Origin of the sequence: Lentzea sp. NPDC004782 (assembly GCF_040609115.1) — a bacterium.
Classification (GTDB): Bacteria; Actinomycetota; Actinomycetes; order Mycobacteriales; family Pseudonocardiaceae; genus Lentzea.
In genome coordinates this window covers 35,131-61,671 of sequence record NZ_JBEXJN010000022.1, presented here as the reverse complement: position 1 = coordinate 61,671, position 26,541 = coordinate 35,131, and the positions used below count along the sequence as shown (strand labels likewise).

Genomic DNA, 26,541 nt, shown 5'->3' with positions numbered 1-26,541 from the left:
GCGTCAGGCTACCGGGTGATCAAACGCGGCCGAGACGGGCCAGCAACACAGCGGACGGCACCGGATGCGCACCACGTCGGCGCACCGAGTCGGCGACCGCGCGGTCCGACGTCACCACCACCACAGGACGTCCCTCGGGCTCTGCGGTGACCAGCGCACGGATCACGTCATCGGCCAGAACACCGGGGTCGCTGAAAAGCACACGCACGCCCCGTGGCGCCGCCGCGGGCACGGCCACCACCCCGGCGCCGTCGAACACCAACGTCACTTCAGCACCAGTGCGCGCCGCCAGCACGGCCAGCTGGTGCACGAGCCGATCACGCTGATCGGACAACGACAGTTCCGGATAACCGGTCTTCGTGACGTTGTAGCCGTCCACCACCAGGTGCACCGCGGGCAACGCCAGCAGCCGGTCCAGCGCCGCGGGATCCTCCACGCGGCCAACGGCTCCCTGCGACGCACTCGCGCCCCGCACGAGGTCGGCGGGACGCGGCCCGGTGCCGCCCAGCGCCAGCTCGCGGCGCAACCCCGTCACGGCACCGTCGAGCGTGTCCACGAGCAGTGCGAGCCGCACCTCGTCCGCCTGCCGGGCCTCGCGCGCCGACTGACGGGCCACCTCGGCGTCCGCGATCGCCCGCTGCGCCTTCCCGCGCTCGGTCTCCGCGCGTTCCCGTTCCCGGTCGCGCTCGGCGGTGAGGCGCTTGACCTCGTCGGCCGTGCGTTCCCGGATCTTGTCGACCTCGGCGGCGGCGGCCTCGGCGGCGTCCTTGGCCTCGCGCAGCTTCACGCCCTGTTCGCGCAACCGCTTGCGCAGGCGTTCCAGCTCGATCTCGGCGTCGGCGCGGACGCGTTCGGCGGCACCGTCGAGCTGACTGCGTTCGACCTTCAGCCGCTCCAGCTCGCTCTCCAGCCGTTCCGCCCGCGCCACCGCGGCGTCCCGCTCGGCCCGCAACGTCGCATCACCGACCCGGCGCGACACCAGTTCCACGTAGTGCAGCGCGACCTCGTCACCGGTCAGCACCGCCGCCGCGGCCGCGGTGACCGGGTCCGGCGAGGTCACCTCCAGCGTCGACGGCCGGTTCTTGCGCAGCCACTCCACGACGGCGGTGCGGAAGTTCGCCGAGTCGCGCAGACCCGCGACGACCTGCGCACCGCCCAGCCGGGCGCGTTTGGTGGGAGCGAACTTCGCCACCGGGCGCAGGTGCTGCGGCACGTCGACCTTCGCCATCTCGCCCAGCGCGTCGGCACCGAGCTCCGCCAGCCTCACCCGCAACGGCTCCGGCAGGGCCGACCAGTCCACAGTGGAGTCGTCTGTGGACTCGCCCGCCTCCTCGGCAGGCTGGTCGAGCTCGGGCTCGGGCATCGGGTCTGGCACCCCAACAGGCTAGAGCCCCCGCACTTGAGCGGAGCACGGACGTGTCCGCCCTGTGGAACAACGATCTGGAAAAGATCACCGAATCACCACTCCAACGGAGCAACCGCAGGTCAACGCCCTGCCGGTGATCGACGCCGAAAATTGTCAGACCCCGTCGCTAACGTCCACGCCGTGACCGGTCAACTGTCCTTCGACGAGCTCGGCACGCCCCTGCGCGACACGACGTTCGTCGTCTTCGACCTGGAGACGACGGGTGGAAGTGCCGAGGAGGACGCCGTCACCGAGATCGGCGCGGTGAAGGTGCGCGGCGGTGAGGTGCTCGGCGAGTTCGCGACGCTCGTCGATCCGGAACGCGGCATCCCCGTGCAGGTGGCGCAGCTGACCGGCATCACGCAGCTGATGGTCACCGGCGCGCCGACGCTGCAGACGGTGCTACCGGCGTTTCTCGAGTTCGCGGCCGGAGCGGTGCTGGTGGCGCACAACTCCGGTTTCGACATCAGCTTTCTCAAGGCGGCCTGCGAACGCCACGGCTACCGCTGGCCGAAACCGCCGGTGGTGTGCACGGTGAAGCTGGCGAGGCGCGTGCTGAGCCGCGACGAGGCACCGTCGTGCCGCCTGTCCGCGCTGGCCGACCTCTTCCACACCGCGACCAGACCGACGCACCGCGCGCTGGCCGACGCCCGCACGACCGTCGAGGTGCTGCACGCGTTGCTGGAACGCGTCGGCAACGTCGGCGTGCACTCCCTCGAAGAACTGCTGGCGTACCTGCCGGAGGTGACACCGGAACAGCGCCGCAAGCGCTCCCTGGCCGCGCACCTGCCGTCCAAACCGGGCGTGTACCTCTTCCGCGGCCCCAAGGAAGAGGTGCTCTACGTCGGCACGGCCTCGGACCTGCGCCGCCGCGTCCGGCAGTACTTCACGGCCAGCGAGGGCAGACGCAGGCTGCGCGAGATGGTGGCCCTCGCCGTGCGCGTGGACGCCGTCGAATGCGCACACCCGCTGGAGGCCGAGGTGCGCGAGCTGCGGCTGTTGCGCGCGCACCGCCCCGCCTACAACCGCAGGTCCAAGAACCCGCATCACGCGTGGTGGCTGGTCCTGACCGATGAACCGTTCCCACGACTGTCGCTGGTCAGGAGCCCGCGCGACGGCGCCTTGGGCCCGTTCCGCACGCGCCAGGCGGCCGAGTCGGTGGCCGACGCCCTGCTCGACGCCGTCCCGCTGCGCTCCTGCACCATCAAGATCCCGGCGACGAACCAACGCGCCTCCCCGTGCGCGCTGGCCGAGCTGGGCCGCTGCCAAGCTCCGTGCGCGGGGCGCCAGACCGTGGAGGAGTACTCCCCCGCCGTCGTGGCGGTGCGAGACCTCGTCGTCGGCCGGAGCGCCGACCCGTTACGCACGCTCATCGCTCAGCTGAGCGGCCTGGCGTCGGCCGAACGCTTCGAGGAGGCGGCCCGGCGCCGCGACCGCCTGGCCGGCCTCGTCCGCTCGCTGGACCGCGCCCAACGCCTGGCCGCCCTCGCCGCCCTGCCCCAGCTCGTGGCCGCCCGGCCGGACCGCGAGGGCGGCTGGGAGTTCTCGGTCGTCCGCTACGGCCGGCTCGCCTCGGCCGGAGTCGCGCGCCGCGGCACCCGTCCGATGCCGGTGGTCGACGCCCTCGTCGCGGCCGCGGAAACGGTCGTGCCGACGGCCGGTCCCCTGCGCGGCGCGCCGCCGGAGGAAACCGGCGTGGTGCTCCGCTGGCTCGACCAACCGGGCACCCGCCTCGTGTACGCGGACGAGCCCTGGTCGTCCCCCGCCGGCGCCGCCGCGGCCTGGCTGCCGTGGGCCGAGCAAGCCGCCGGCGCCCGTCCCCTGCAGGACCGCTGGAGCTGAGCGATCAGCGGGCGCTCATCGCTTCCGTGCGGCGGGACGTGGATGTCACCAAGGCGTGGAGGCCGGCTGCCAGGACGCCGCCGAACACCGGGGCGACCAGGTACACCGGCAGCTGGCTCCAGGCCGGGTCGCCGCCCGTGAAGGTGAGCACGACGTCGGGGCCGAACGTGCGGGCGAGGTTCACCGAGGCGCCCGCGACGGGGCCGAAGGCGAGGATCTGGGTGGCGAGGGCCAGGCCGATGCCGACGCCGTGGAAGCCGCGCGGGGCGTTCGGGTTCACGGCGAGTGCGAACACGGCGCTCACGAGGATGAACGCGCCCAGCGCCTCGGCCACGACGGCCTGGGTCACGCTGACACCGGAACCGAACGCGGTCGCGCCCAGGCCCGCCTCGACGGCTTTGGCGCCGTGCACGACGTGGGCGAGCGAAGCCGCCAGGACACCGCCGAGCAGTTGCGCGCCGACGTAACCCGGCACCTCGCGCCACGGGAGGCGGCCGGACACGGCGAGGGAGACGGTGACGGTCGGGTTGAAGTGCGCGCCGGAGATGGCGCCGAACGCGTAGATACCGACCATCAACGCGAGGCCGTGGGCCAGCGCGACGATGAGGAGGCCGGAGGGTTCGTTGCCTGCGGCGACGACGGACACCGCGGCGGAGATTCCGAACAGGCAGAGGATGGTCGTTCCGGCCACCTCGGCAATCAGCTTGCGTGCGAACACGGGTTCACCTCGACAAAAAGGGGGGAATGAGGGACCCACGGTCGCAGCGACGTCCTCACGTCAGCGATAAGCCGGTAGGGCAGACTACGAGTGCTTTAGTTACCCGTGCTGAGACCCAGAGGAGGACAGCGTGGTCACCGCCATCGTGCTGATCCAGGCCGCCGCCGAACGCATTCCCGAGGCGGCGCAGGAGATCGCCGACATCGACGGAGTCACCGAGGTGTACTCCTGCGCAGGTGACGTGGACCTGATCGCGCTCGTGCGGGTGAGCAAGCACGAGGATCTGGCCGCCCTGGTGCCCGGCAAGATCAGCAAGGTCGCGGGCGTGCTGAACACCGACACGCACATCGCGTTCCGCAGCTACTCGAAGCGAGACGACGAGGCGGCCTTCGCCATCGGCCTGGATGACGCCCAGTAGTCACAGCCACGCCACGAACGGCGCAGCGCCCCAATCATTCGGCGCAACTGACGTAACGAAAAGCCCCCGTGAAGGTTCACGGGGGCTTTTCACAGTTTCAGAACAGGTCAGGCCTTCGGGTCGGCCGGCTTGCCCGCGAGCTCGCCCGCCTTGTCCTCGGCGCTGATCTCCTCGGAGACGTGCGCCTTCTTGCGCGCGTTCTCCAGGGCCACGGTCTCCTCGACCGGGTCCGGCGACCAGGTGCTGCCGGCGACCGGGTGACCGGCCGAGCCGAGCTTGTTCATCTTCTTCGGCACCGACGCGCCCTGGTAGGCGAGCGGGATCGGGTGGCCGTGGTCGTCCACCGGGCCGAGCGGCTGGTGGATCTCGATGAACTCACCGTGCGGCAGGCGCTTGATGATGCCGGTCTCGACACCGTGCTCGAGCACCTCGCGGTCGCCGCGCTGCAGGCCGATGCAGACGCGGTAGGCGATGAAGTACGCGATCGGCGGCAGGATCAGCATGCCGATGCGGCCCATCCACGTCGTCAGGTTCAACGAGATGTTGAACTTGTACGCGAAGATGTCGTTGCCGCCCATGAGCAGCAGGACCATGAAGTACGTGATCGCCATCCAGCCGAGCGCGGTGCGGACGGGCACGTCACGCGGGCGCTGCAGCAGGTTGTGGTGCGCGTAGTCCTTGGTCATCCTGCGCTCGATCCACGGGTAGACCGCCGCGATGCCGGTCAGCAGCGGCAGACCGAGGATGAACGGCAGGAACGGCGCCGGGATCGTGTAGTTGCCCAGGTAGAACTCCCACGCGGGCCAGATGCGGACCAGGCCGTCGGTCCAGCCCATGTACCAGTCCGGCTGCGAGCCGGCGGAGACCTGCGCGGGGTTGTACGGGCCGAAGTTCCAGATCGGGTTGATCTGGAAGACGCCGCCCATGATCGCGATGACACCGACGACGATGGCGAAGAAGCCACCGCCCTTGGCTGCGAACACCGGCATGATGCGGACGCCGACGACGTTGGTCTCCTTGCGGCCCACGCCCGGGAACTGCGTGTGCTTCTGGTACCAGACCAGCGCGAGGTGCGCCGCGATCAGGCCGAGGATGATCGCCGGGATCAGCAGGATGTGCGCGGTGTAGAGCATCGGGATGATGTTCGTACCGGGGAACTCCCCGCCGAACATCAGCCAGTTCAGCCACGTGCCGATGACCGGGAACGAGATCAGCAGCGCCGCCATGACGCGCAGGCCGGTGCCGGAGAGCAGGTCGTCGGGCAGCGAGTAGCCGAGGAAGCCCTCGATCGCGCCGAGCATGAACAGCACGATGCCGATGACCCAGTTGATCTCACGCGGCTTGCGGAACGCGCCGGTGAAGAAGATCCGGAACATGTGCACGACGATCGCGGCCATGAACAGCAGCGCCGCCCAGTGGTGCACCTGGCGGACGAACAGGCCACCCCGGACCTCGAACGAGATGTTCAGCGTCGAGGCGAACGCGCGCGACATCTCGATGCCGCGGAGGTTCTCGAACGCGCCGTTGTAGGTGACCTCGGTCATCGACGGGTCGAAGAACAACGCCAGGTACGTACCCGACAGCAGCAGCACGATGAAGCTGTAGAGCGCGATCTCACCGAGCAGGAACGACCAGTGCGTCGGGAAGACCTTGTTCAGCTGTTTGCGCAGGCCGGAGGCCGCGTGGAACCGTTCGTCGGCAGCGTTGGCCGCCGCTCCCGCGACGCGCGCGGCCGCGTTGGCCGGCTTCGTCGGCGTGGTGATGGCACTCATGACTTCCGCTCCCAGAACGCCGGACCCACAGCCTCGATGAAGTCGCTGCGGGCAACCAAGTATCCGTCTTCGTCCACAGTGATCGGAAGCTGAGGCAGAGGACGGGTCGCCGGGCCGAATCGCGGCTTGGCGTATTCGAAGACGTCGAACTGCGACTGGTGGCACGGGCAGAGCAGCAGACCGGTCTGCTGCTCGAACAGCGACGTCGGGCAGCCCAGGTGCGTGCAGATCTTCGAGTACGCGTACAGGTCGCCGTAGTTGAAGTCTTCCTGACCGGCGCGCTTGGTGATCGCCTGGTTCGGGCGCATGCGGATGAGCATGACCGGCGCGTCGGACCGCTTCAGGGCCGCGACCAGCGCCTCCTCGTTGCCGCGCTCCGACTCGCGGAACGGGAACACCGTCTCGAAGCCGCCCGGCTCGACGTCCTCGGGACGCACCAGGGAGACCTCGTGGAAGTTGCCGGTGTGGCGGCGGAGGTAGACCTTCTCGCCCTTCTCGGACTTCCAGCCGGTGTGCCACAGCGAGGCCTTGGTCTCGCTGTCCGAGTGCGGGTTCTTGATGAGCGCGCCCAGCGGGACGGCCGCGACACCCAGGCCCAGCACGCCGGCGCCGAGGCCGGCGGTGCGCTTGATCAGGCTGCGGCGGCCGATGCCGCTGCGCTCACCGGCGTCGGCGAGCTCGGCGACCAGCGTGGCGCGGTCGACCTCGGCCGACGCGCCGTCGTGACGCTGCTGCACCGCGAGCTCCTCGGGGAGGAACTTCTTGGTGTAGAGCAGCGCACCGACGCCCAGGCCGACCACCGACAGGCCCAGGAACAGGCCGATCAGCGGGTTGTAGAGCATGTGCAGCAGGTGGCCGTCGGTGTGCGGGGCCTCGTACTGCCACGGCCAGAACAGGAACACGCCGAGGAACGCGAGACCCGACAGCGCGGAGATCAGGAACCACAGCGCGACGACGCGCTGGGCGCGGCGCTCGGCGCGGGTGCCGGAGACCGGCCACTTCTCCTCGTAGTGGACGAGCTCGACGCCGTCCAGCTTGGTGCCGAGCCTGACGAGGTCGTCCCGGCTCATCTCCGCGAGCTCTGCCTCGCTGGGCAGCTCGGTCGGCTTGTCGCCGCTCATGCCTTGGCTCCGATCCAGAGGGTCACGCCGATGAGCGCGGCGATACCCACGATGAACGCGATCAATCCCTCGGACACGGGTCCGAACCCGCCCAGGGGGTTACCGCCGGAGTTGTTGTTTCCGTCGGTGACCGACTTGACGTACGCGATGATGTCTTTCTTCTCTTCCGGCGTGAGCTGCCGCTCGCCGAACTTCGGCATGTTCTGCGGCCCGGTCAGCATCGCCGTGTAGATCTGGTCCTCGGTCACGCCGTCGAGCGTCGGCGCGAACTTGCCGGACGACAGCGCGCCACCACGGCCCGTGAAGTTGTGGCAGCTGGCGCAGTTGAGGCGGAAGAGCTCGCCACCGCGCGCCGGGTTGTCGCCGCGCAGGGCCTCACCGGACTCGGAAGGCTTCTTCGGGCCCTCTCCGCCGTTGGTGGTGATGTAGGCCATCAGCGCGTTGATCTCCTCGGGGGAGAGCTTCGCGGGCTTGCGGATGGCCTGCGCCTCCTGCCGCGCCATGGGCATGCGGCCGGAGGAAGTCTGGAAGTAGACCGCGGCGTCGCCGACGCCGATCAGGCTCGGCCCGCGGTCCTTGACACCCTCCAGGGACTTGCCGTGGCAGCCCATGCAGGTGTTCAGGTAGATCTGCTCGCCCTGGCGAACGAGGGCGTCCTGCTGCTGCGCCTGCGCGGTCTGCGCCGTGGGCGCGAACGCGGCGAACAGCATGCCGGCGCTCAGCAGGCCGAAGCCCAGCGCGAGCAGGCCGGCGACCCTGCGACGCAGCTTCGTGCGGGCGCCGCGGGGGCGTTTCGTAGTGGTGGTCATGGTGTGCGGCAACCCTTGCTGTCAGTTCGGGAGCTCGTGGCTGGGGAGCAGGTCAGGGCACGATGTAGATGATGGCGAACAGCCCGATCCACACGACGTCGACGAAGTGCCAGTAGTACGACACGACGATCGATGCGGTGGCCTGCGCCGGCGTGAACTTGCTGAGCTTCGTCCGGATCAACAGGAAGACGAAGGCGATCAGACCGCCGATGACGTGCAGGCCGTGGAAGCCGGTCGTCAGGTAGAAGACCGTGCCGTAGGCCGACGACGGGATCGTCGTGCCCTCCTGGACGAGGTGGTAGTACTCGCCAGCCTGGCCGCCGACGAAGATCGCGCCCATGATCAGCGTCACGATGTACCAGCGACGCAGACCGAAGACATCACCCCGCTCCGCGGCGAACACGCCCCACTGGCACGTGAACGACGACGCCACGAGGATGATCGTGAAGAACGACGCGTAGGGGACGTTCAGCTCGGTGGGGGGCGGAGGCCAGTGCCCCGTGCTGTTCTGGGCCTTCACCGTGAAGAACATGGCGAAGAGGCCAGCGAAGAACATGAGCTCGCTGGACAGCCAGACGATCGTGCCGACGCTGACCATGTTCGGGCGGTTCAGCGAGTGCACGCGCTGGCCGATTGAAGGCGCTGCCGTGGTCACGGGCAGCATTATTGCTTGCGCTATTTCCGTCCGCCCATCGGGTCCTGGGCGGATCATGGGTCGGCTGGGTCACACAGCCGGTGATCGCGAGGAGATCAACGGATGGGCTTGCTGAGCCGATTGCGCGACAGGCTGCGCCAACGGGACGAGCCGTCGCTGTCGATCGACGACCCGGCGCTCGTCGTGGTCGTCGAGGCGTTCGACATCGCGGAGGCGGATTCGGCCGCTCTGGCCCGTTCCCCGCAGTGGCGAGCGGACGAGCCCGCCGTGTTGCGGCACCACCTGCGCATCCCGTCTGACCAGGTAGAACGTGCGCGTGAGCTGCTGGCGCCGGACGGCTGGGTGATCATCGCCGGTGATATATCGCATATCAGTCGCGTGCAGAAGCTGGACGCTCTGCACTGCGCCCAGGAGCGGTCGCGGATGGCGTCGCTCGCGCAACGGCTCGGCGGGGAAGCCCTGGGGTGGGACGCCCTGCAACCGGCCCGATAGCATCGCGGCGACCTTGGTCACGTTCGCAGCGGAGGATCGCGAGATGAGCACGCAGACCACGAAGATCCTGGTGTTCAGCCACCGCCCCGAGGTGCGTGAGACGATCATCACTGCCGTCGGCCGCCGCCCGGCGCCGGACCTGCCGCGCGTCGACTACGTCGAGGCGGGCGCGATCGCCGACGTCCTCTACGAGGTGGACAACGGCACCGTCGACCTGCTGATCCTCGACGGCGAGGCGCAGCCGACCGGTGGCATGGGCCTGTCGCGCCAGCTCAAGGACGAGATCACGAACTGCCCGCCGATCGTCGTGGCGGTGCGCCGCAAGGACGACCGCTGGCTCGCGACCTGGTCGCAGGCCGACGCGGTGCTCGTGCACCCGCTGGACCCGCTGGCCGCCGCCGAGACCGTGGCCGAGGTGCTGCGGGGCTCGGCTGTCCCCGTCGTCAAGGGCTGAGCTGACGATGAGCGAGCGCACCTGGCCTTCGCTGCTCAACAGACTTCTCGACGGCGTCGACCTGACCGCCGACGACACGTCCTGGGGCATGGACCAGGTCATGTCGGGCGAGGCGACGCCCGCGCAGATCTCGGCGTTCATCGTCGCGTTGCGCGCCAAGGGCGAGACGCCGGAGGAGGTCGACGGCCTCGCGACCATGATGCTCAGCCACGCGCGCCGCTTCACCGTGGGTGTGCGGGCGACGGACATCGTGGGCACCGGCGGCGATCACTCCGGTTCGGTGAACATTTCGACGATGGCCGCGATCGTCACGGCCGCCGCGGGTGTGCCGGTGGTGAAGCACGGCAACCGCGCGGCGTCGTCCCAGTGCGGCACGGCCGACGTGCTGGAAGCGCTGGGCGTGGCGATCGACCTGCCGCCGGAGGGCGTGCAGGAGACCGTGCGGGAGCTGGGCATCGGCTTCTGCTTCGCGCCGGTGTTCCACCCCGGCTTCCGGCACGCGGGCCCGGTGCGGCGCGAGATCGGTATCCCCACGTCGTTCAACCTGCTCGGCCCGCTGACGAACCCGGCCCAGCCGACCGTGGGCCTGATCGGCTGCGCGCGAGCGGCCGCGGCGCCGCTGATCGCCGGGGTCTTCGCCCGCCGCAACAACACCGCCCTGGTGGTGCGGGGCGACGACGGCCTCGACGAGATCACCACGACCACGACGACCTCGGCCTGGCTCGCCCAGGACGGTGTCGTGCGCACGGAGACGATCGACCCGGCCGTGCTCGGCGTGAAGCCCGCGCGCGAGGAGGACCTGAAGGGCGGCGACGCGTCCGTCAACGCCCAGGTGGTCCGCGACCTGGTGGCCGGCAAGACGGGTTCGGTGCGCGACGCGGTGCTCGTGAACGCCGCCGGGGCCATCGCGGCGCACGGCGGGTTCTCCGACGACCTGCACGCCGACCTGACGGCCTCGCTGAGCCGCGCGGCGGACGCGATCGACTCCGGGAAGGCGGCTTCGCTGCTGAGCCGCTGGGTGGAACTTTCAACGGCGCTGAAGGGCTGACCGGCGTTTTCGGTCACGCGTCGTCGTGGACGCGTGACCGTTCTCGCACGGCCGCCGCATCGGCGTAGTCCGAGCGAGTGACGGGCCGGAGATGCGCACCACGTGGTAACGCCTCGGCAATCGGCACCTGGAATGCTTGAGGCATGGTCCTCTACCCGGTGATGAAACATGTCGTCGCGCGCGCAGCCCGTCTTGTCTACCGCCCGGTGGTCGACGGTCTGGAGAACATCCCCACCGACGGCCCCGTCATCCTGGCGGCCAACCACCTCAGCTTCATCGACAGCGTCGTGATCCCCATGGTCGTGCCGCGGCGGGTGTCGTTCCTCGCCAAGGCGGAGTACTTCACCGGTACCGGGGTGAAGGGCTCGCTGTCGCGCTGGTTCTTCTCGTCGCTCGGGCACGTGCCGGTGCACCGCGGCAAGGGCCGGGACGCCCGCGCCGCGCTCGACACGGCCGCCGAGATCCTCGCGCGCGGTGAGGCGTTCGCGATCTACCCCGAGGGCACCCGTTCGCTCGACGGCAAGCTGCACCGCGGCCGCACCGGCGTGGCCCGGATGGCGCTCGAGTCCGGTGCCCCGGTCGTGCCGGTCGGCATCATCGGCACGGACAAGGTGCAGCCCGTCGGCAGCAAGATCCCGAAGATCGTGCCCGTGACGGTCCGCTTCGGCGAGCCGCTCGACTTCAGCCGCTACGACGGCATGCAGGAGTCGCTGCCGGTGCTGCGCAGCGTCACCGACGAGATCATCTACCGCATCCTGGACCTGAGCGGCCAGGAGTACGTCGACGCGTACCAGAAGACCCCAGTCGCCGCCTAGCGCCTCCACAGCGCTCTGAGGACCCTCGAAGGGCCCTTTCCGCCATGACGGCGGGAAGGGCCCTTCGCCTTGCATGCGATATATCGGACACGGCACTGATATATCGGATACCGGATAGCGGGCTGATATATCGCATACGGGATATCGCGTGCTTGTCGGTCGGCTCGTCGACGCCGGAGCGATATCCCATATGCGATACATCACATGTTGGATATCGGCCGCGAACGGCCGCGAACGACTGAGGCCCCCTCCGCTGCGGAGAGGGCCTCAGGGCCGAGCGATATCCGATATACGGGATATCAGTCGTGGTTGGGGCCGGTGTGGTACTCGAACACCAGGCCGCCGACCATGATCAGCACCATGACGATGGCGATCACCAGCAGCCACACGTGCCAGAACGCCACCGCGACACCGGCGGTCGCCGCCGCGGCCGCGAGGCCGACCGGCCAGTACGAGCCAGGGCTGAAGAAGCCCAGCTCACCGGCGCCGTCGGAGACCTCGGCCTCGGGGTTGTCCTCCGGCCGCACCTCGATGCGACGGGCGACGAACCGGAAGTAGGTGCCGCTGATGAGGGCCAGGCCACCGGTCAGCGCGAGCGCCACCGTGCCGGTGGGCTCGACGTGGCCGGTCGCCGCGTGCGTCCAGAAGCCGTACACGACGGCCATCAGGAACGAGAAACCCATCACCAGGTCGAATACGCGAGCTTCGATCTTCATCGCGGGGCTGTCCCTACTTCTGACCCGCGCCGGAGGCCTCGCGGGCCTTCCGGTCGGTGTTGAACGGGGTGGTCGTGGTGGCCAGCGGCGCGCACAGCTCACCGCAGTTGACCTGCGAAAGCGCCTCGGCCGTGGTGTACGGCTTGCCCGTCTTGGAGTTGATCTCCTTGCGGAGCTCGATGTACTTGTCGAAGTCGGCCTCGTTCAGGGCGCGGACCTCGAAGTTCATCACCGCGTGGTAGGAGCCGCACAGTTCGGCGCAACGGCCGACGAACGCACCGGGACGGTCGATCTGGTCGATCTGGAAGACGTTGTCCTGGTTGTTCTTCTCCGGCATCGGGAAGACGTCCCGCTTGAAGTGGAACTCCGGCACGAAGAACGAGTGGATGACGTCCGTCGAGCGCAGCGTGAACTGGATGCGCTTGTGCGCCGGCAGCACCAGGATCGGGATCTCACCCGAGGTGCCGACCGTGCTGACGACGTTGCCCTCTTGCGTCTTGTGCTCCGGGTACTGGAACTCCCAGTTCCACTGGAACGCGATCACGTCGACGTTCACGTCGGGCTTGCCCGACTTGTCCGTGACGTAGTTCTGCGTGATGGCGGTGAAGTAGAACAACACCGCCACGATCACCGTCGGCACGACGATGAGCACGATCTCCAGCGGCAGGTTGTACGCCGTCTGACGCGGCAGCTCCTCCGACTTCTTGCGGTGGAACACCACCGACCACAGGATCAGGCCCCACACGATGACGCCGACGACGAGCGCGGCGATCACGGACCAGGTCCAGAGCTCGCGCATCCTCTCGGCCTGCGGCGTGACGGCCACTGGCCAGCCGAAGCGCAGCACCTCGTCCGTGGAGCAACCGGTGGCCCCGATACCGACCAGGCCGACCAGCCCGGCGGTCTTCGCCAGCCGGGATGCCCTGGTGCCCTCCTTCAGGCCCACTGCTCGCCCGCCTCCTCGTTCCATGCCAACGGATCAAGCGGGAGCGTAGCCCAGCGCAACCGCGCTCACCCCTTGGGGGCACCGCCCTTGCGGTGCAGTTTCGGTCACACAGAGCAGCTTCGGCATACTGAGGCCTTCCCCGTCGCTTTTTTGAGAGGTGCGAGAGCCTTGTGCGGCCTGGCAGGACTGGTATGCCCTAGCGAGAACGAGGCCGAATCCGCCCGCCCGGCTGTCGAGGCCGCGCTGCGCTGCATGCGCCACCGCGGGCCGGACGAGAGCGGCACCCGCCGGGTCGACGAGGTCGTCTTCGGCTTCAACCGCCTCGCCATCATCGACATCGAGCACTCCCACCAGCCCCTGACCTGGGGTCCGCCGGAGTCCCCGAACCGGTACACGATCAACTTCAACGGCGAGATCTACAACTACCTCGAGCTGCGGGCGGAGCTCACCGAGAAGCACGGCGCGGTCTTCCACACCGACGGCGACACCGAGACCATCGTCGCCGCTTACCACTACTTCGGCCCCGCGGCCATCACGAAGCTGCGCGGCATGTTCGCGTTCGTCATCTGGGACGCCGAGCGCCGGATCGTCTTCGGCGGCCGCGACCCGTTCGGCATCAAGCCGTTGTACTGGGCCCAGGGCCAGCTCGGCGTCGGGTTCTCCAGCGAGAAGAAGATCCTGCTGGAGATCGCCCGCACCATCGGCATCAACCCCGGCATGAACGTCAAGGGCCTGCAGCACTACCTCACGCTGCAGTACGTGCCGGAGCCCGCCTCGCTGCACGACCAGGTCTTCCGCGTCGAGTCCGGCCACTCGTTCACGCTGGAGCCGGGCGGGACGCCGGTGTTCGAACGGTACTTCCCGGCGGACTTCAAGGTCCGCACGGTCCGCAGCGAGGCCGAGGCGGACGCGCTGTACGACGAGATCACCGCCGCGCTGCGCGACTCGGTCGCCAAGCACATGCGCGCGGACGTGACGGTCGGCTCGTTCCTGTCCGGCGGCATCGACTCGACGGTGGTCGCGGCGCTGGCCAAGGAGCACAACCCGGACCTGATCACGTTCACCACGGGGTTCGAGCGCCAGGGCTTCTCCGAGGTCGACGTGGCCGCGGAGTCGGCGGCGCTGATCGGCGTGAAGCACGTCGTCCGCACGGTCAGCGCGCAGGAGATGATGGACTCGTTGCCGCTGATCACCTGGTACCTGGACGACCCGGTGGCCGACCCGGCGCTCGTGCCGTTGTGGTTCATCGCACGTGAGGCGCGTCAGCACGTGAAGGTCGTCCTGTCCGGTGAGGGCGCGGACGAGCTGTTCGGCGGGTACACGATCTACCGCGAGCCGCTCTCGCTGGCGGCGTTCGAGAAGGTGCCCGGCGCGCTGCGCAAGGCGATGGGCGTGGTCTCGACGAAGATCCCGCAGGGCGTGCGCGGCAAGGACCTGCTGCGTCGTGGCGCGCTCACGCTGGAGGAGCGCTACTACGGCAACGCGCGCATCTTCCTCGACCCGCAGCTGCGCGAGGTGTTGCGCACGTACGACCCGAACGTCTCGCACATGGACGTCACGGCCCAGCCGTACCGCGAGTCGATCAACTGGGACCCGGTCACGCGCATGCAGCACGTCGACCTGTTCACGTGGCTGCGCGGTGACATCCTGGTCAAGGCCGACAAGATGACCATGGCGAACTCGCTGGAGCTGCGGGTCCCGTTCCTGGACCCCGAGGTCTTCAAGATCGCTTCACAGATCCCGAGCGAGTTGAAGATCACAAAGGACACGACGAAGTTCGCGCTGCGCAAGGCGATCCGCGACATCGTGCCCGCGCATGTGCTGAACCGCCGCAAGCTGGGCTTCCCGGTGCCGATCCGGCACTGGCTCAAGGACGAGATGCACGACTGGGCCGTCGACGTCGTGCGCTCGTCGCAGACCGACCAGTACCTCGACAAGCACGCGGTGCTGCGCCTCATCGAGGAGCACCGGTCCGGGATCATCGACCACAGCCGCCGCATCTGGGCGCTGCTGGTGTTCATGATCTGGCACGGCATCTTCGTCGAGGACCGCATCAAGCCGGTGGTGCCGGAGCCGCACTACCCGGTCAAGCTGTAGCGAAAGGGCCCCTCCGCGGAGGGGCCTTTCGCTTCACCTGCGGCCTTGCGCGCTGCAGATCGCATACGAGCTGATGACGGTCTCCGGCGACGCCATCAGCTCCAGGTAGCGGTCGAACTCGTCGTCGGACAACGGCAGCTTCGCGCGAACGTGACGCGCGGTCGCCGCGAGCAGGCGGCAGCCCGGTGAGCCGCCCTGCCACTCCTGCACCTCGCGGGAGCCGCTGACGTCGTTCAGACCGGTGTCGAGCAGCGCCTTCTCGATGCGCGCGCCCCACGCCAGTTCCGCGCCGGCCTGGTCGAGCAACGTCAGCAGGGCGTTCTTCACCCGCATGATCAGTTTCGCGTCGTCGGGGGCGGCCCTCAGCACTTCGAGTGGAAGACAGTCGAACTCGTCGAGGACGAGCCATCCGCCGGGTCGCAACGCGTCGCGCAGCTTGCGCAGGACCGCCTCGCGGGCGGGGAGGTGGAACAGCACCAGGCGGGCGTGGACCAGGTCGAACGCGTTGCCCGGCAATATATTGGATACTACATCGTGTTCCAGGACCGTCACGTTGTGGCGTTCCTCGAGCCGCGTGACGTCGATGTCGGTGACCGTCACGTGCCCGGACGGCGCGACTACGTCGGCGAGCCAGTTCGCCACCGATCCCCCGCCGCCGCCGATCTCCAGGCAGCGCCAGCCGTCCGCGATGCCCAGCTGCTCGACGCGGGCGAACGTGCCCGCGTCGAGCAGGGAGCTCAGCGCTTCGAACTGCGGATCGAGCAACTCACCGGTGCCGCCGAACAGGTACGTGCCCATTGTTCGATCATGGCAGGACGGGAGCGATGTCCTCAGCAGCTTCGTCACCGAACGCGCCGCGAATGCGGGCGAGCGCCGCGTCGCGGTGCAGCACCCACTCCTGCGTGCCCACGGTCTCCAGGACCTCGACCGCGATCAGGGAACCGAGCTGAGCTGCGCGTTCGATGCTCAGGCCGGCGGTGATGCCCGCCAGGAAGCCCGCGCGGAAACCGTCGCCGACGCCGGTCGGGTCGGTCTTCGCGACCTCGGCGACCGCGGGGACGTGCAGCGAGAAGCCGTCCCGGTCGACGATCTCGACACCCTTGGCGCCGAGCGTGGTGACCCGCTTGCCGACGCGGGCCAGGACGTCGGCCTCGGACCAGCCGGTCTTCTGCAGCAGCAGTTCCCACTCGTAGTCGTTGCTGAAGAGGTACTCGGCACCCTCGACGAACGCGCGCGCCTGCTCGCCCTCCATGCGGGCGAGCTGCTGCGACGGGTCGACGGCGAACTTGTAGCCGCGCTGACGGCACTCCTCGGCGTGCCGGAGCATCGCCGCGGGGTCGTCGGGGCTGATGACGACGAGCTCGATGCTCTCGACGCGGTTCGCGATCGGCGCGAGCTCGATGTTGCGGGCTTCGGCCATCGCACCGGCGTAGAAGGAGGCGATCTGGCACATGTCGTCGTCAGTGGTGCAGACGAACCGCGCGGTGTGTGCGACCTCGGACACGTACACGCCGGACGTGTCGACGCCGTGCCGTTCGAGCCACGAGCGGTAGTCGTCGAAGTCCTTGCCGACGGCGCCGACGAGCACCGGCCGCACCCCGAGGACGCCGAGGCCGAACGCGATGTTCGCGCCGATGCCACCGCGGCGGACCACGAGGTCGTCGACCAGGAAGCTGAGCGACACACGGTCGAGACGCTCCGCGACCAGCTGATCCGCGAATCGACCCGGAAAGTGCATCAGATGGTCGGTCGCGATGCTGCCGCACACGGCTACCGGCACGTCGGCTCTCCCTTACGTTGTTGCTCAAGGTGACTGATCACCCGGACGAGTGCAGCTGTGAAGACTACCGTTTGGTAGGGCTACCGCAGGTCAGACCGCCGTCATACGGTCGGGGCGTGACGATCCCTGAGGCGACCACGATGAGCGAGCTGATCGAGGACTGCGCGCAGCTCCCCTTCGCTCTGACGCACCCCGAGCACCCCCTTCCCGCCCCGCGCGCGGCCGCGCCCTGGGAGGTCGACGAGCGGTGCACCCACCAGGTCGAAGGCCTGGCCGAGTACGGCGCCTGACCGCCTGGGCCGATCCCCGGTCCGGTTCCCGGTTCACACAGCGAAAGGCCGCGTTCCCGTGCGGGAACGCGGCCTCGCGCGTCTGGTCGCCTTAGTGGAACGAGTCGCCGCAGGCGCACGACCCGCCGGCGTTCGGGTTGTCGATCGTGAAGCCCTGCTTCTCGATCGTGTCCACGAAGTCGATGACAGCACCTTCGACGTACGGGGCGCTCATCCGGTCAACGGCGACCTTCATGCCGTTGAAGTCGCGGAACGCGTCGCCGTCGAGCGTGCGCTCGTCGAAGAACAGCTGGTACCGCAGGCCCGCGCAACCACCGGGCTGGACGGCGATGCGCAGGTGCATGTCGTCGCGGCCCTCCTGGTCGAGCAGCGCCTTGGCCTTGACAGCGGCCGCGTCGGTCAGCGTCACGCCGTGGGTGGGCGCCTCGGAGGTCGAAGCGGCATCCTGAGCGGTCGTCATGGCACTCCTAAGAGGTCCTTGCGGGCGGTTCGCCCTTCAACAACACGGGCGTCTCCCGCTTTGTTCCACTTCCATGGTCCCACAGCACGCACGCATGTCGAACGTCACGTGGACCACCCCTGGACGAGCCAACCGATATATCAGTTGCCCCGAAAAACGGCCCGCACCTCCTCAGCGCGACCACTGCCGCGCCACGTGCTGCGCCGTTGCAATGAGACTGTTGCGGGCGTCCGCAATCGACTTTTGCACAGAGCCGACGTGGTCGGAGACGGAGTACGCCTCCCCGACGCCGGCGGCGGCCATCTCGCGGCGGCCGACGGTGACCTGGCCGGCGATGGCGACGCAGGGGATGCCGCGCTCGGCGGCGCCGCCGGCGACAGCGGTGATGAGCTTGCCGCGCAGCGACTGCCAGTCGAAGCTGCCTTCGCCGGTGATGACCACGTCGGCGTCGTCCAGGGCGGCGTCCAGGCCGGTGAGCTCGCGCACCAGGCCGGCGCCGGATTTCACCGCGGCGCCGAGGGAGAGGAGTGCGGCGCCCAGGCCACCCGCCGCGCCGGCGCCCGGTACATCGGATACCGGTTTGAGGACGTCCATCGCGGCGAGCTTGGCTTCGAGGCGTTCGACGGCTTCCGGAGACGCGCCCTTCTGCGGGCCGAACGTGCGGGCGGCACCGTGCGGGCCGAGGAGCGGGTTCTCGACGTCGGACGCGGCCACGAGCGATATATCAGTCAGGGAGATGCCTGCGTCGGCGAGTGCGGTGAGCATGCCGGCACCGCCGTCCGTGGTGCCGGAGCCGCCGAGACCGACGGTGATGACGTCCGGGATGACATCGTTGTCATCAGCCGCTGCCGCGATCAGCTCGCCGAGGCCGCGCGTTGTCGCCGTCTCGCAGGACTCCGCGCGGAGTTCCACCGGGATCAGATGCAGTCCACATGCGTCCGCGGACTCGATGTACACGACGTGTTGACCGTCAACATGGACGCTGAGCCAGCGCGCCTCGACCGGTTCGCCGAGCGGGCCGGTCACGGTGATATATCGGATATCACCACCGAGAGCGGCGTGCAGGACGTCGACGAAGCCGGGGCCGCCGTCGGCCAGCGGGCGTTCGGTGACGGTGTCGTCGGGCTTGGCCTCGCGCCAGCCGGTGGCGATGGCGTCGGCGGCCTCGCGGGCGGTCAGGGTGCCGCCGAAGCAGTCCGGAGCGATGAGTACGCGCACCTCGCGAAAGGTACAGAAGAGCCGCTGTCCTACCCTGTTGTCGTGAGGTTCCTGCGCCGCAACTCCGCCGCTACCGAAGCCCCGGCCCCCGAGACGGTCCCCGAGGTCGTCGAGTCCACCCGCACGGCGGGCAAGGGCAGGCCGACGCCGAAGCGGCGTGAGGCGCAGGGCAGGCGGACCGGTCCGGTGCCGCCGCCTCCCCGCACGCAGCGCGAGGCGTTCAAGCGCATGCGCGGCAACAAGGTCAGCAAGGAAGAGCGCCGTGCCGCGGCCGTCGAGCGCCGTCAGCGCATGATGGCCGGCGAGGACAAGTACCTGCTGCCGCGCGACCGCGGTCCGGTGAAGGCGTACATCCGCGACCTGGTCGACTCGCGCCGCAACCTCATGGGCCTGTTCATGCCGCTCGCGATCCTGGTGTTCGTGGCGCTGCTGACGCCGTCGATCGCCGTGCAGCGGTACGCGACGCTGGCGACGACGTTCATGCTGATCGCGATGATCATCGAGGGTCTCGTGCTCGGCCGGATCGTCACGCGGCGGGTGCGGGCGAAGTTCCCGACCGAGCCGATCAAGGGTCTGTCGATCGGCTGGTACGCGTTCATCCGCGCCAGCCAGCTGCGCAGGCTCCGCGTGCCCAAGCCGCGGGTCAAGCCCGGCGAGGCCATCAAGTAAGTGCGCGAGAAGCAGCGCAAGCTTCAACTGCCGGAGAAGCTGCGGTGGAACCACAACGAGTGGTATCGCCGCTGGCTGCTCCGGCAGTTGCCGTCCCGTGTCGGCTCGGCGCTCGACGTGGGCTGCGGGCTCGGTGATCTGGCGCGGTCGCTGCCGGCCGACGAGGTCACCGCGATCGACGCCAGCGCGCGCATGATCGAGCGTGCGAGCGCCACGACAGACAGGGTCCGCTGGATCCACGGTGACGTGCTCACACACGACCTCGGGCAGTACGACCTCGTCACCGCCGAGGCGAGCCTGCACCACCTGCCGTTGCGCGAAGGCCTCACCAGGCTGGCCGAGCTGACCGGGCCGGGCGGGTCGCTGATCGTCATCGGGTTGTACATGACGTCGACGCGGGCGGATCGGGCGATGGAGCTGGTGACGTTGCCCGCGAACGCCGCGGTGGGGCTCGCCAAAGCGATCAAGGGCACCGGCGGCAAGCCGCACGACGCCGAGATGCCGGTGGTGATGACAGCTCCGACGTTGCCGGAGATCCGCGCGGCGGCCGCGGAGATCGTGCCGGGCGCACGCATCCGCAGGCACGTGTTCTGGCGGTATTCACTGGTCTGGCGAGCACCCGAAGTTCATTAGCAGCACGAACGATTTCGGTTTAAGCTCCGATGTATGAAGTTCCGTCGACTCGGCCGCAGCGGCCTGTCCATCAGCGAGATCTCGTACGGCAACTGGCTCACCCACGGTTCGCAGGTTGAGGAAGAGCAGGCGCACGCCTGTGTGAAGGCGGCGCTCGAGTCGGGGATCACGACCTTCGACACCGCCGACGTCTACGCCAACACCGCCGCGGAGTCGGTGCTCGGCCGGGCGCTCAGGGGTGAGCGGCGCGAGTCGCTGGAGATCCTGACCAAGGTCTACTGGCCGACCGGTCCCGGCGGCCCCAACGACCGCGGGCTCGGCCGCAAGCACATCATGGAGTCGGCCAACGCGTCGCTGAAGCGCCTGCAGACCGACTACGTCGACCTGTACCAGGCCCACCGGTACGACCACAGCGTTCCGCTGGAAGAGACGATGCTGGCGTTCGCCGACCTCGTCCGCCAGGGCAAGGTCCTCTACGTCGGTGTCTCCGAGTGGACCGCCGAGCAGATCACCCGCGGTGCCGCGCTGGCCCGTGAGCTGCAGGTCCCGTTCGTGTCGCACCAGCCGCAGTACTCGATGCTGTGGCGCGTCATCGAACCGCAGGTCATCCCGACGTGCGAGCGCGAGGGCCTGAGCCAGATCGTCTTCTCCCCTGTCGCGCAGGGCATCCTGACCGGCAAGTACCTGCCGGGCGCCGAGGTGCCCGAGGGCTCGCGTCTCGCCGACGCGCGTGGTTCGCAGATGATCGCCCGGTGGATGCGCGACGACGTGCTGAACGCCGTGCAGCAGCTCAAGCCGATCGCCGAGGAAGCCGGCGTCACGATGGCGCAGCTCGCCGTCGCGTGGGTGCTGCGCAACCCGAACGTCGCGTCCGCGATCATCGGCGCGTCACGTCCGGAGCAGGTCTTCGAGAACGTCAAGGCCATCGACATCACGCTCGACGACGACGTGCTCAAGCAGATCGACACCGTCCTCGACGGCGTCATCACCGACGACCCGAGGCTCACCGCTCAGGGCTGAGCTGTTGCACGGGGTGCAGGCTCATCGGGCCGTACACCTCGGATTCCGAGCACAGCAGCGTGACCTGGTCGACCCCGGCGTCGAGCAGGTCACGCCACTCGGCGTTGAACCACTGCTCGGCCTCGGTCTGGTCGGCGAACGCCACGTCCGGGCCCGCGACGTCGCGGCCTTGTGCATCCTGGTAGCGCCAGCGGAACTCCATGGACGAAGGCTAACTCTTGTCATCTCGGACTCTGGTGCTCGGCGGAGCACGTTCAGGCAAGTCGGCGCACGCGGAGGGGCTGCTCACCGACGCGACCGTGACGTACGTCGCAACCGCGCGCCGCTACCCCGACGACCCGGACTGGGACGCGCGGATCGCGCTGCACGTCGCCCGGCGTCCGTCCACCTGGCACACGGTCGAGGCGCCGGCGCCGAGCGATCTGCCCGCGTTGCTCACCGCGACGTCCTACGAGGACCCGCCGATCCTGGTCGACGACCTCTCGACGTGGCTGGTCGGAGCGCTGGACGACGCGGACGCCTGGGAGGGGCACGGCCTCGGGGCCGTCGAACGCGACATCGACGAAATCGTCGGCGCGGTGGCGAAGTGCCGGACCCGACTCGTGCTGGTGACGGCGGAGGTCGGCCTCGGCGTCGTCCCCTCGACGCGCTCAGGCAGACTCTTCCGCGATCACCTCGGTGCGCTCAACGCGCGCATCGCCGAGGTGTGCGACGAGGTTCTGCTGCTCGTCGCCGGCATTCCACTGCGACTGCGTTAAAGGAGCGACCAGGTGAGCACCGAGTTCCCGCCGGTTGAACCGCCGGACGAGACGGTTCTGCGCGAGGCCGAAGCCAGGCACGCGGTGCTGACCAAGCCGGTCGGCTCGCTCGGCCGGCTCGAAGAGCTGGGCAACTGGATCGCGGCCTGCCAGGGCGTCGTGCCGCCGAAGCCGTTCGTGCGGCCCCGCGTCGTCGTGTTCGCGGGCGACCACGGCGTCACGGCTCAGGGCGTGTCGGCGTTCCCGAGCGAGGTCACCGGCCAGATGGTCGCGAACTTCCTCACCGGCGGCGCCGCGGTGAACGTGCTCGCGCAGGTCGCGGGTGCCACCGTGCGGGTGGTCGACATGGCGGTCGACTCGGACACCCCCGCCGCCGTGAGCACGCACAAGGTGCGGCGCTCGTCGGGCTCGATCGACCGCGAGGACGCGCTCACCCGTGAGCAGTGCGAGCAGGCGATCGCGGCCGGTCGCGCCATCGCGGACGAGGAGGTCGACGCGGGCGCCGACGTGCTCGTCGCCGGCGACATGGGCATCGGCAACACCACTCCGGCGGCCGTGCTGATCGCGTCGCTGACCGGCTCGGAACCGGTGGCGGTCGTCGGGCGCGGCACGGGGATCGACGACCAGGCGTGGATGCGCAAGACCGCGGCGATCCGGGACGCGCTGCGCCGCGCCCGGCTGGTGATCAGCGACCCGATCGCGTTGCTGGCCACCGCCGGTGGTGCCGACCTGGCCGCGATGGCCGGGTTCCTGGCGCAGGCCGCGGTCCGGCGGACTCCGGTCGTGCTCGACGGCGTCGTCGTCGGTGCCGCCGCGGTCGTCGCCGAGGAGCTGGCGCCGGGTGCGCGCGAGTGGTGGGTGGCCGGGCACCAGTCGGCCGAGCCCGCGCACGCGATCGCGCTCGGGCACCTCAACCTGAAGCCGCTGCTGGAGTTCGAGATGCGGCTCGGCGAGGGCTCCGGTGCGGTGACGGCGCTGCCGTTGCTGATCTCGGCGGTGAAGGTGCTCGCGGAGATGGCGACGTTCGAGAGCGCCGGCGTGACCAACAAAGAATGAGACTGGCACTGTCGTGGCTGACCGTCCTGCCGCTGCGCGTTGACGACGTTGATCGCAAGGCGGCGGGACGGGCCATCGCGTGCACGCCGATCGTCGGCATTCTGCTGGGTGCGTTCGTGGTGGGCGTGCTCAAGCTGTTGGCGATATCCAATATATCGGCGCTGGTGGCAGGGTTTCTCGTCGTCGGCGTTGTCGCGTTGTCCACGCGCGGTATGCACCTCGACGGCCTTGCGGACACCGCAGACGGTCTGGGTTGCTACGGACCGCCGGAGCGCGCGCTTCGAGTCATGAAGGACGGCGGAGCCGGGCCGTTCGGGGTCGTCACGCTGATCGCCGTGCTGGGCGCGCAGGCCGCCGCACTCCCCCACGCTCACTGGGGTGCCGTCGTGCTCGCGTTCGCGACCAGCCGGGCGGCGTTCGGGATCTGCTGTGTACGAGGTGTTTCCGCTGCGCGCCCCGAGGGACTGGGTGCGCTCGTGGCCGGCACACAACACCCAATGGTGGTCATCGGGACCTGGGTGGTGCTGGCCGCGGCGGCGGTCCCGCTCGGATGGCGGGCGGTCGTCGCCGTCGTCGTCGCGGCCGTGCTGGTGTGGTTGCTCGTGAAGCACACCGGAAAGCGGTTCGGCGGCATCACCGGTGATGTGCTCGGTGCTGCCGCCGAAATCGCGCTCCTGGCCGTGCTGGTGATCGCTTAGCCCAGCTTGGTCATCCAGCCGTGGGTGTCGGCGACGTGGCCGTGCTGGAGGCCGGTCAGGCGCTCGCGCAGCTTCATCGTCACCGAGCCGGTGCCGCCGTCGGCGACGTCGAACTCGCCACCGGCGTGCTTGACGTGGCCGACCGGCGTGATGACCGCGGCCGTGCCACAGGCGAAGACCTCGGTGAGCTCACCGGAGGCGTTGGCCTTCTCCCACTCGTCGGTGGAGATCCGGCGTTCCTCGACGGTCAGGCCGAGATCGGAGGCCAGCTGCAGCAAGGAGCTCCGGGTGATGCCGGGCAGCAGCGTGCCGGTCAGCTCCGGGGTGACGACCTTGTCTCCGAAGACGAAGAACAGGTTCATCCCGCCCATCTCCTCGACCCAGCGGCGTTCCACCGCGTCGAGCCAGACGACCTGGTCGCACCCCTTCTCGGCGGCCTGCGCCTGCGCCACGAGGGACGCGGCGTAGTTGCCGGCGAACTTGGCCGCGCCGGTACCACCGGGGGCGGCGCGCACGTACTCGGTCGAGAGCCACACGCTCACCGGGCGGACGCCACCGGCGAAGTAGGAACCGGCGGGCGAGGCGATCAGCACGTAGAGGTACTCGGACGCGGGTCGCACGCCGAGGCCCTTCTCCGTGGAGATCATGAACGGCCGCAGGTAGAGGGACTCCTCCTCGGCCGACGGCACCCAGCGGCTGTCGACCGCGAGGATCTGCCGGACGGACTCCAGGAAGAGCTCGTCGGGAAGTTCGGGCATCGCCATGCGGCGGGCCGAGGCGCGGAAGCGCTCGGCGTTGGCCTCAGGGCGGAAGGACGCGATCGACCCGTCGGGCTGGCGGTAGGCCTTGAGCCCTTCGAAGATCGCTTGGCCGTAGTGCAGCACCATTGCCGCGGGGTCTAGTGAGAGAGAGCTGTAGGGTCCGACTTGAGCGTCGTGCCAGCCCTTCTCGCGGTTCCAGCGGATCGTCACCATGTGGTCGGTGAAGTGCTGCCCGAAGCCCGGCTTGGCAAGTACCTCCGCTACGCGCTCCGGGGTCGCCGGGTGCGGGTGGGGAGTCCGGGTGAAAGGCAACTCGCTCGTCATGTGAGCACGGTAACCCGCTGGTCGGGATACGGAAAATCGTCTTCTCAAAACTCGGACGTCCTACTAAGTCGGGCTCGATAGAGTCCCCGGCCATGACCGAGGGGGAACGATCTTCGAGGGGTGCGGACGTCCGCACCGTGCTGCAGGCCGCGCTGCTCGTTCTGGGCACCGGGATGACGCTCATGGACGGGTGGGTGCTCGGCGGTGTCGGCGGGGTGGTCGGCGCCGTGGTCGCCGCCGTCGTGTTCCTGGTCGTCTACCGGGCGCTCACGAAGGACAGCGAGTCCACCAACGGCCGCATCATCGGGCTTGCGGTGTGCGTTGGCGTGACTCTGCTCGTTTTCCTTTCAGTGACCCTCTCAGGGACGCAGTGAGTCCGATCAGGCCCGTCCCGGCGCCCAGTCCGACGAGTGAGATCAGCAATGCGGGGATCGGCATGCTCATCGCGAGCAGCACCGAGAGCCCGAGGCCGAGGCAGGCCGTGCGCATCGGCCACGTGCGGTCGTTCTGCAGCAACAAGCGAGCCGACGCGTTCGTGAAGGCGTAGTAGAACAACGTCGCGCACGCCGCCACGCCCAGTGCGGTCGCCATCGGCATGAAGACGATCGCGAGAGCGGAACCCGCGACCACGGCCAGAGTGAGCACGCTCGGCTTGAGACGCGTCGGCAGGTCGCCGTCCTCGGCGAGTCCGGTCAGCGTGCGGTGCGCGGACAACAGCACGAAGTGCAGTGCGGCCACACCGGCGACCGCCGCGGCGATCTGCACGAACGACACCAGCGCGGAGGCGTCTGCCGCGATGAGCGCGTCCCGCAGCGGCGCCGGTGACAACGCGAGGCGAGCACTGCCGAGTTGACGGAGCACACCGGCTCCCACGGCCAGAGAGACCACGAAGGACAGTCCGATGAGGACTGGAATCGCGATCTTCAACACAGCCGGCGAGTGCGGTCGCTCACCGCGATGGGGCGCGGTGATGCGTTCGAACCCGGTGAACGCCATGAGCATCAGGCCCGCGACGCCGACGAGCTCGTTGACCGAGCCCGTCTCCCCCGCCGACGACACGGGTGCGATCGAGAAGGCCGACGCGATCACCAGTGCCAGTGCACCGAGGACCACAAGAGACACGAACACGCTGACACCCGTGTCGAAGCGGAATCCGGACAGGCCGAGCAGCGCCGTGCCCGCCAGCAGAACGAGGGCACCGATCACGGGCTGGTCCGGCACGACGTAGGCGCCGAACATCAACGCCACCGCCGCCGCCATCGCAAACCGGCCGAGCAGGTGGACGCTCGCTGCCATTCGTGCGGGCCACACGCCGAGCTGCGCGCGCACGTAGCCGTAACCGCCGCCGACGTCCGGATAGGCGCGGGACTGGTCAGCGGTCGAGAAGGCCGAGCACAGGGCGGCGACCGCGGAGATGGCCAGTGCCGGGAGCAGCCACCAGCCCGCAAGGCCTGCGGCAGGAGCGAATCCGGCGAAGATCCCCGCACCGAGCACCGCGGGGAGACCGAGCGCGACCGTGACAACGATCTCGCGAGGCGTGTGGGTCACGGGTACACATTCGCAGAT

The 26,541-nt window shown here is 69.2% G+C and carries 30 protein-coding genes; 15 read left to right on the top strand and 15 right to left on the bottom strand.

The genetic code is table 11. The features are described from left to right. Positions 1–19 precede the first annotated feature (19 nt). Entirely contained in the window at positions 20–1,363 is a 1,344-nt protein-coding gene (locus ABZV40_RS21260; protein ID WP_355444205.1) for an NYN domain-containing protein, read from the bottom strand. A gap of 183 nt (positions 1,364–1,546) precedes the next feature. Here ABZV40_RS21260 and ABZV40_RS21255 point away from each other — a divergent pair, with 183 nt between their 5' ends. After that, positions 1,547–3,247, top strand: coding sequence for a DEDD exonuclease domain-containing protein (locus ABZV40_RS21255; protein WP_355443955.1), 1,701 nt, complete (start codon positions 1,547–1,549; stop codon positions 3,245–3,247). A gap of 4 nt (positions 3,248–3,251) precedes the next feature. Here ABZV40_RS21255 and ABZV40_RS21250 read toward each other — a convergent pair whose 3' ends face one another. Beyond that, positions 3,252–3,965, bottom strand: coding sequence for an aquaporin (locus ABZV40_RS21250; protein ID WP_355443952.1), 714 nt, complete (start codon positions 3,963–3,965; stop codon positions 3,252–3,254). A 130-nt stretch (positions 3,966–4,095) separates the two neighbouring features. Between ABZV40_RS21250 and ABZV40_RS21245 the strand changes: the two genes are divergently transcribed. Continuing rightward, positions 4,096–4,383, top strand: coding sequence for an Lrp/AsnC ligand binding domain-containing protein (locus ABZV40_RS21245; protein ID WP_045309335.1), 288 nt, complete (start codon positions 4,096–4,098; stop codon positions 4,381–4,383). 107 nt (positions 4,384–4,490) lie between these two features. Here ABZV40_RS21245 and ABZV40_RS21240 read toward each other — a convergent pair whose 3' ends face one another. The 4 genes from ABZV40_RS21240 to ABZV40_RS21225 are packed head-to-tail and all read right to left on the bottom strand — an operon-like array spanning position 4,491 to position 8,749. Further along, positions 4,491–6,155, bottom strand: a complete 1,665-nt coding sequence (locus tag ABZV40_RS21240) for a cytochrome bc complex cytochrome b subunit (RefSeq protein ID WP_355443948.1) — start codon at positions 6,153–6,155, stop codon at positions 4,491–4,493. After that, positions 6,152–7,276 carry a ubiquinol-cytochrome c reductase iron-sulfur subunit gene (locus ABZV40_RS21235; protein ID WP_355443945.1) on the bottom strand — a complete coding sequence of 375 codons (1,125 nt, stop codon included), beginning with the start codon at positions 7,274–7,276 and terminating at the stop codon, positions 6,152–6,154. The genes ABZV40_RS21240 and ABZV40_RS21235 overlap by 4 nt, the downstream gene beginning before the upstream one ends. Further along, positions 7,273–8,085 (bottom strand): c-type cytochrome, encoded by an 813-nt coding sequence (locus ABZV40_RS21230; protein WP_355443942.1) that lies wholly within the window; start codon positions 8,083–8,085, stop codon positions 7,273–7,275. The genes ABZV40_RS21235 and ABZV40_RS21230 overlap by 4 nt, the downstream gene beginning before the upstream one ends. A 52-nt stretch (positions 8,086–8,137) precedes the next feature. Continuing rightward, a complete protein-coding gene (locus ABZV40_RS21225; protein WP_355443939.1) occupies positions 8,138–8,749 on the bottom strand; it encodes a heme-copper oxidase subunit III in 612 nt (203 codons plus the stop codon). Between the two features lie 93 nt (positions 8,750–8,842). Between ABZV40_RS21225 and ABZV40_RS21220 the strand changes: the two genes are divergently transcribed. The 4 genes from ABZV40_RS21220 (at position 8,843) to ABZV40_RS21205 (ending at position 11,549) form a co-directional block, all read left to right on the top strand. After that, positions 8,843–9,232: a hypothetical protein gene (locus ABZV40_RS21220; RefSeq protein WP_355443936.1), complete on the top strand. Its 390-nt coding sequence runs from the start codon at positions 8,843–8,845 to the stop codon at positions 9,230–9,232. A gap of 43 nt (positions 9,233–9,275) precedes the next feature. Next, positions 9,276–9,686, top strand: a complete 411-nt coding sequence (locus ABZV40_RS21215; protein ID WP_355443933.1) for a hypothetical protein — start codon at positions 9,276–9,278, stop codon at positions 9,684–9,686. 7 nt (positions 9,687–9,693) lie between these two features. Continuing rightward, positions 9,694–10,734: an anthranilate phosphoribosyltransferase gene (trpD, locus tag ABZV40_RS21210; protein WP_355443930.1), complete on the top strand. Its 1,041-nt coding sequence runs from the start codon at positions 9,694–9,696 to the stop codon at positions 10,732–10,734. 143 nt (positions 10,735–10,877) lie between these two features. After that, complete coding sequence (locus ABZV40_RS21205) at positions 10,878–11,549, top strand: lysophospholipid acyltransferase family protein (RefSeq protein WP_355443927.1); 672 nt, start codon at positions 10,878–10,880, stop codon at positions 11,547–11,549. A 299-nt stretch (positions 11,550–11,848) separates the two neighbouring features. Here the strand turns inward: ABZV40_RS21205 and ABZV40_RS21200 are convergent, their stop codons facing one another. Next, positions 11,849–12,265 carry a cytochrome c oxidase subunit 4 gene (locus ABZV40_RS21200; RefSeq protein WP_355443926.1) on the bottom strand — a complete coding sequence of 139 codons (417 nt, stop codon included), beginning with the start codon at positions 12,263–12,265 and terminating at the stop codon, positions 11,849–11,851. Between the two features lie 13 nt (positions 12,266–12,278). After that, positions 12,279–13,211 carry a cytochrome c oxidase subunit II gene (gene coxB, locus ABZV40_RS21195; RefSeq protein WP_355443923.1) on the bottom strand — a complete coding sequence of 311 codons (933 nt, stop codon included), beginning with the start codon at positions 13,209–13,211 and terminating at the stop codon, positions 12,279–12,281. 168 nt (positions 13,212–13,379) lie between these two features. On the opposite strand from coxB, the gene asnB reads away from it, so the two are divergent. Beyond that, positions 13,380–15,308, top strand: coding sequence for an asparagine synthase (glutamine-hydrolyzing) (asnB, locus tag ABZV40_RS21190; RefSeq protein WP_355443920.1), 1,929 nt, complete (start codon positions 13,380–13,382; stop codon positions 15,306–15,308). Between the two features lie 33 nt (positions 15,309–15,341). Here asnB and ABZV40_RS21185 read toward each other — a convergent pair whose 3' ends face one another. Both ABZV40_RS21185 and ABZV40_RS21180 read right to left on the bottom strand, forming a co-directional pair. Then, positions 15,342–16,106 (bottom strand): methyltransferase domain-containing protein, encoded by a 765-nt coding sequence (locus tag ABZV40_RS21185; RefSeq protein ID WP_355443917.1) that lies wholly within the window; start codon positions 16,104–16,106, stop codon positions 15,342–15,344. Positions 16,107–16,113: 7 nt separating this feature from the next. Then, a complete protein-coding gene (locus ABZV40_RS21180; protein WP_355444202.1) occupies positions 16,114–17,046 on the bottom strand; it encodes a carbohydrate kinase family protein in 933 nt (310 codons plus the stop codon). A gap of 158 nt (positions 17,047–17,204) precedes the next feature. Here ABZV40_RS21180 and ABZV40_RS21175 point away from each other — a divergent pair, with 158 nt between their 5' ends. Further along, positions 17,205–17,378, top strand: coding sequence for a hypothetical protein (locus tag ABZV40_RS21175; RefSeq protein ID WP_355443915.1), 174 nt, complete (start codon positions 17,205–17,207; stop codon positions 17,376–17,378). A gap of 91 nt (positions 17,379–17,469) precedes the next feature. On the opposite strand, the gene ABZV40_RS21170 is transcribed toward ABZV40_RS21175, so the two are convergent. Continuing rightward, positions 17,470–17,838: an iron-sulfur cluster assembly accessory protein gene (locus tag ABZV40_RS21170; RefSeq protein WP_189258501.1), complete on the bottom strand. Its 369-nt coding sequence runs from the start codon at positions 17,836–17,838 to the stop codon at positions 17,470–17,472. A 171-nt stretch (positions 17,839–18,009) separates the two neighbouring features. Further along, positions 18,010–19,056, bottom strand: coding sequence for a glycerate kinase (locus ABZV40_RS21165; RefSeq protein ID WP_355443912.1), 1,047 nt, complete (start codon positions 19,054–19,056; stop codon positions 18,010–18,012). 42 nt (positions 19,057–19,098) lie between these two features. On the opposite strand from ABZV40_RS21165, the gene ABZV40_RS21160 reads away from it, so the two are divergent. The 3 genes from ABZV40_RS21160 to ABZV40_RS21150 are packed head-to-tail and all read left to right on the top strand — an operon-like array spanning position 19,099 to position 21,378. Beyond that, the gene (locus ABZV40_RS21160) at positions 19,099–19,725 is read left to right on the top strand and encodes a DUF3043 domain-containing protein (RefSeq protein ID WP_355443910.1); all 627 of its coding nucleotides are present in this window, start codon (positions 19,099–19,101) and stop codon (positions 19,723–19,725) included. Next, positions 19,726–20,358: a class I SAM-dependent methyltransferase gene (locus tag ABZV40_RS21155; RefSeq protein WP_355443907.1), complete on the top strand. Its 633-nt coding sequence runs from the start codon at positions 19,726–19,728 to the stop codon at positions 20,356–20,358. It begins immediately after the preceding gene. Positions 20,359–20,391: 33 nt separating this feature from the next. Continuing rightward, positions 20,392–21,378, top strand: a complete 987-nt coding sequence (locus ABZV40_RS21150) for an aldo/keto reductase family protein (protein WP_355443904.1) — start codon at positions 20,392–20,394, stop codon at positions 21,376–21,378. On the opposite strand, the gene ABZV40_RS21145 is transcribed toward ABZV40_RS21150, so the two are convergent. Then, positions 21,362–21,580 (bottom strand): hypothetical protein, encoded by a 219-nt coding sequence (locus ABZV40_RS21145; RefSeq protein ID WP_355443901.1) that lies wholly within the window; start codon positions 21,578–21,580, stop codon positions 21,362–21,364. The two genes, ABZV40_RS21150 and ABZV40_RS21145, sit on opposite strands and share 17 nt — an antisense overlap. Positions 21,581–21,596: 16 nt before the next feature. On the opposite strand from ABZV40_RS21145, the gene cobU reads away from it, so the two are divergent. Genes cobU through cobS form a run of 3 tightly spaced genes read left to right on the top strand, consistent with a single transcriptional unit; the run spans position 21,597 to position 23,890 of the window. Next, positions 21,597–22,136 (top strand): bifunctional adenosylcobinamide kinase/adenosylcobinamide-phosphate guanylyltransferase, encoded by a 540-nt coding sequence (gene cobU, locus ABZV40_RS21140; protein WP_355443898.1) that lies wholly within the window; start codon positions 21,597–21,599, stop codon positions 22,134–22,136. Positions 22,137–22,148: 12 nt separating this feature from the next. Further along, entirely contained in the window at positions 22,149–23,192 is a 1,044-nt protein-coding gene (cobT, locus tag ABZV40_RS21135) for a nicotinate-nucleotide--dimethylbenzimidazole phosphoribosyltransferase (RefSeq protein ID WP_355443896.1), read from the top strand. Beyond that, positions 23,189–23,890 carry an adenosylcobinamide-GDP ribazoletransferase gene (cobS, locus tag ABZV40_RS21130; protein WP_355443893.1) on the top strand — a complete coding sequence of 234 codons (702 nt, stop codon included), beginning with the start codon at positions 23,189–23,191 and terminating at the stop codon, positions 23,888–23,890. The genes cobT and cobS overlap by 4 nt, the downstream gene beginning before the upstream one ends. Here the strand turns inward: cobS and ABZV40_RS21125 are convergent. Continuing rightward, positions 23,887–24,975, bottom strand: a complete 1,089-nt coding sequence (locus ABZV40_RS21125; RefSeq protein WP_355443890.1) for a branched-chain amino acid aminotransferase — start codon at positions 24,973–24,975, stop codon at positions 23,887–23,889. The genes cobS and ABZV40_RS21125 overlap by 4 nt on opposite strands. Before the next feature lie 92 nt (positions 24,976–25,067). Between ABZV40_RS21125 and ABZV40_RS21120 the strand changes: the two genes are divergently transcribed. Further along, positions 25,068–25,349: a hypothetical protein gene (locus ABZV40_RS21120; RefSeq protein WP_355443887.1), complete on the top strand. Its 282-nt coding sequence runs from the start codon at positions 25,068–25,070 to the stop codon at positions 25,347–25,349. Here the strand turns inward: ABZV40_RS21120 and ABZV40_RS21115 are convergent. Then, positions 25,276–26,523 carry an amino acid permease gene (locus tag ABZV40_RS21115; RefSeq protein WP_355443884.1) on the bottom strand — a complete coding sequence of 416 codons (1,248 nt, stop codon included), beginning with the start codon at positions 26,521–26,523 and terminating at the stop codon, positions 25,276–25,278. The two genes, ABZV40_RS21120 and ABZV40_RS21115, sit on opposite strands and share 74 nt — an antisense overlap. Between the last annotated feature and the right edge of the window lie 18 nt (positions 26,524–26,541).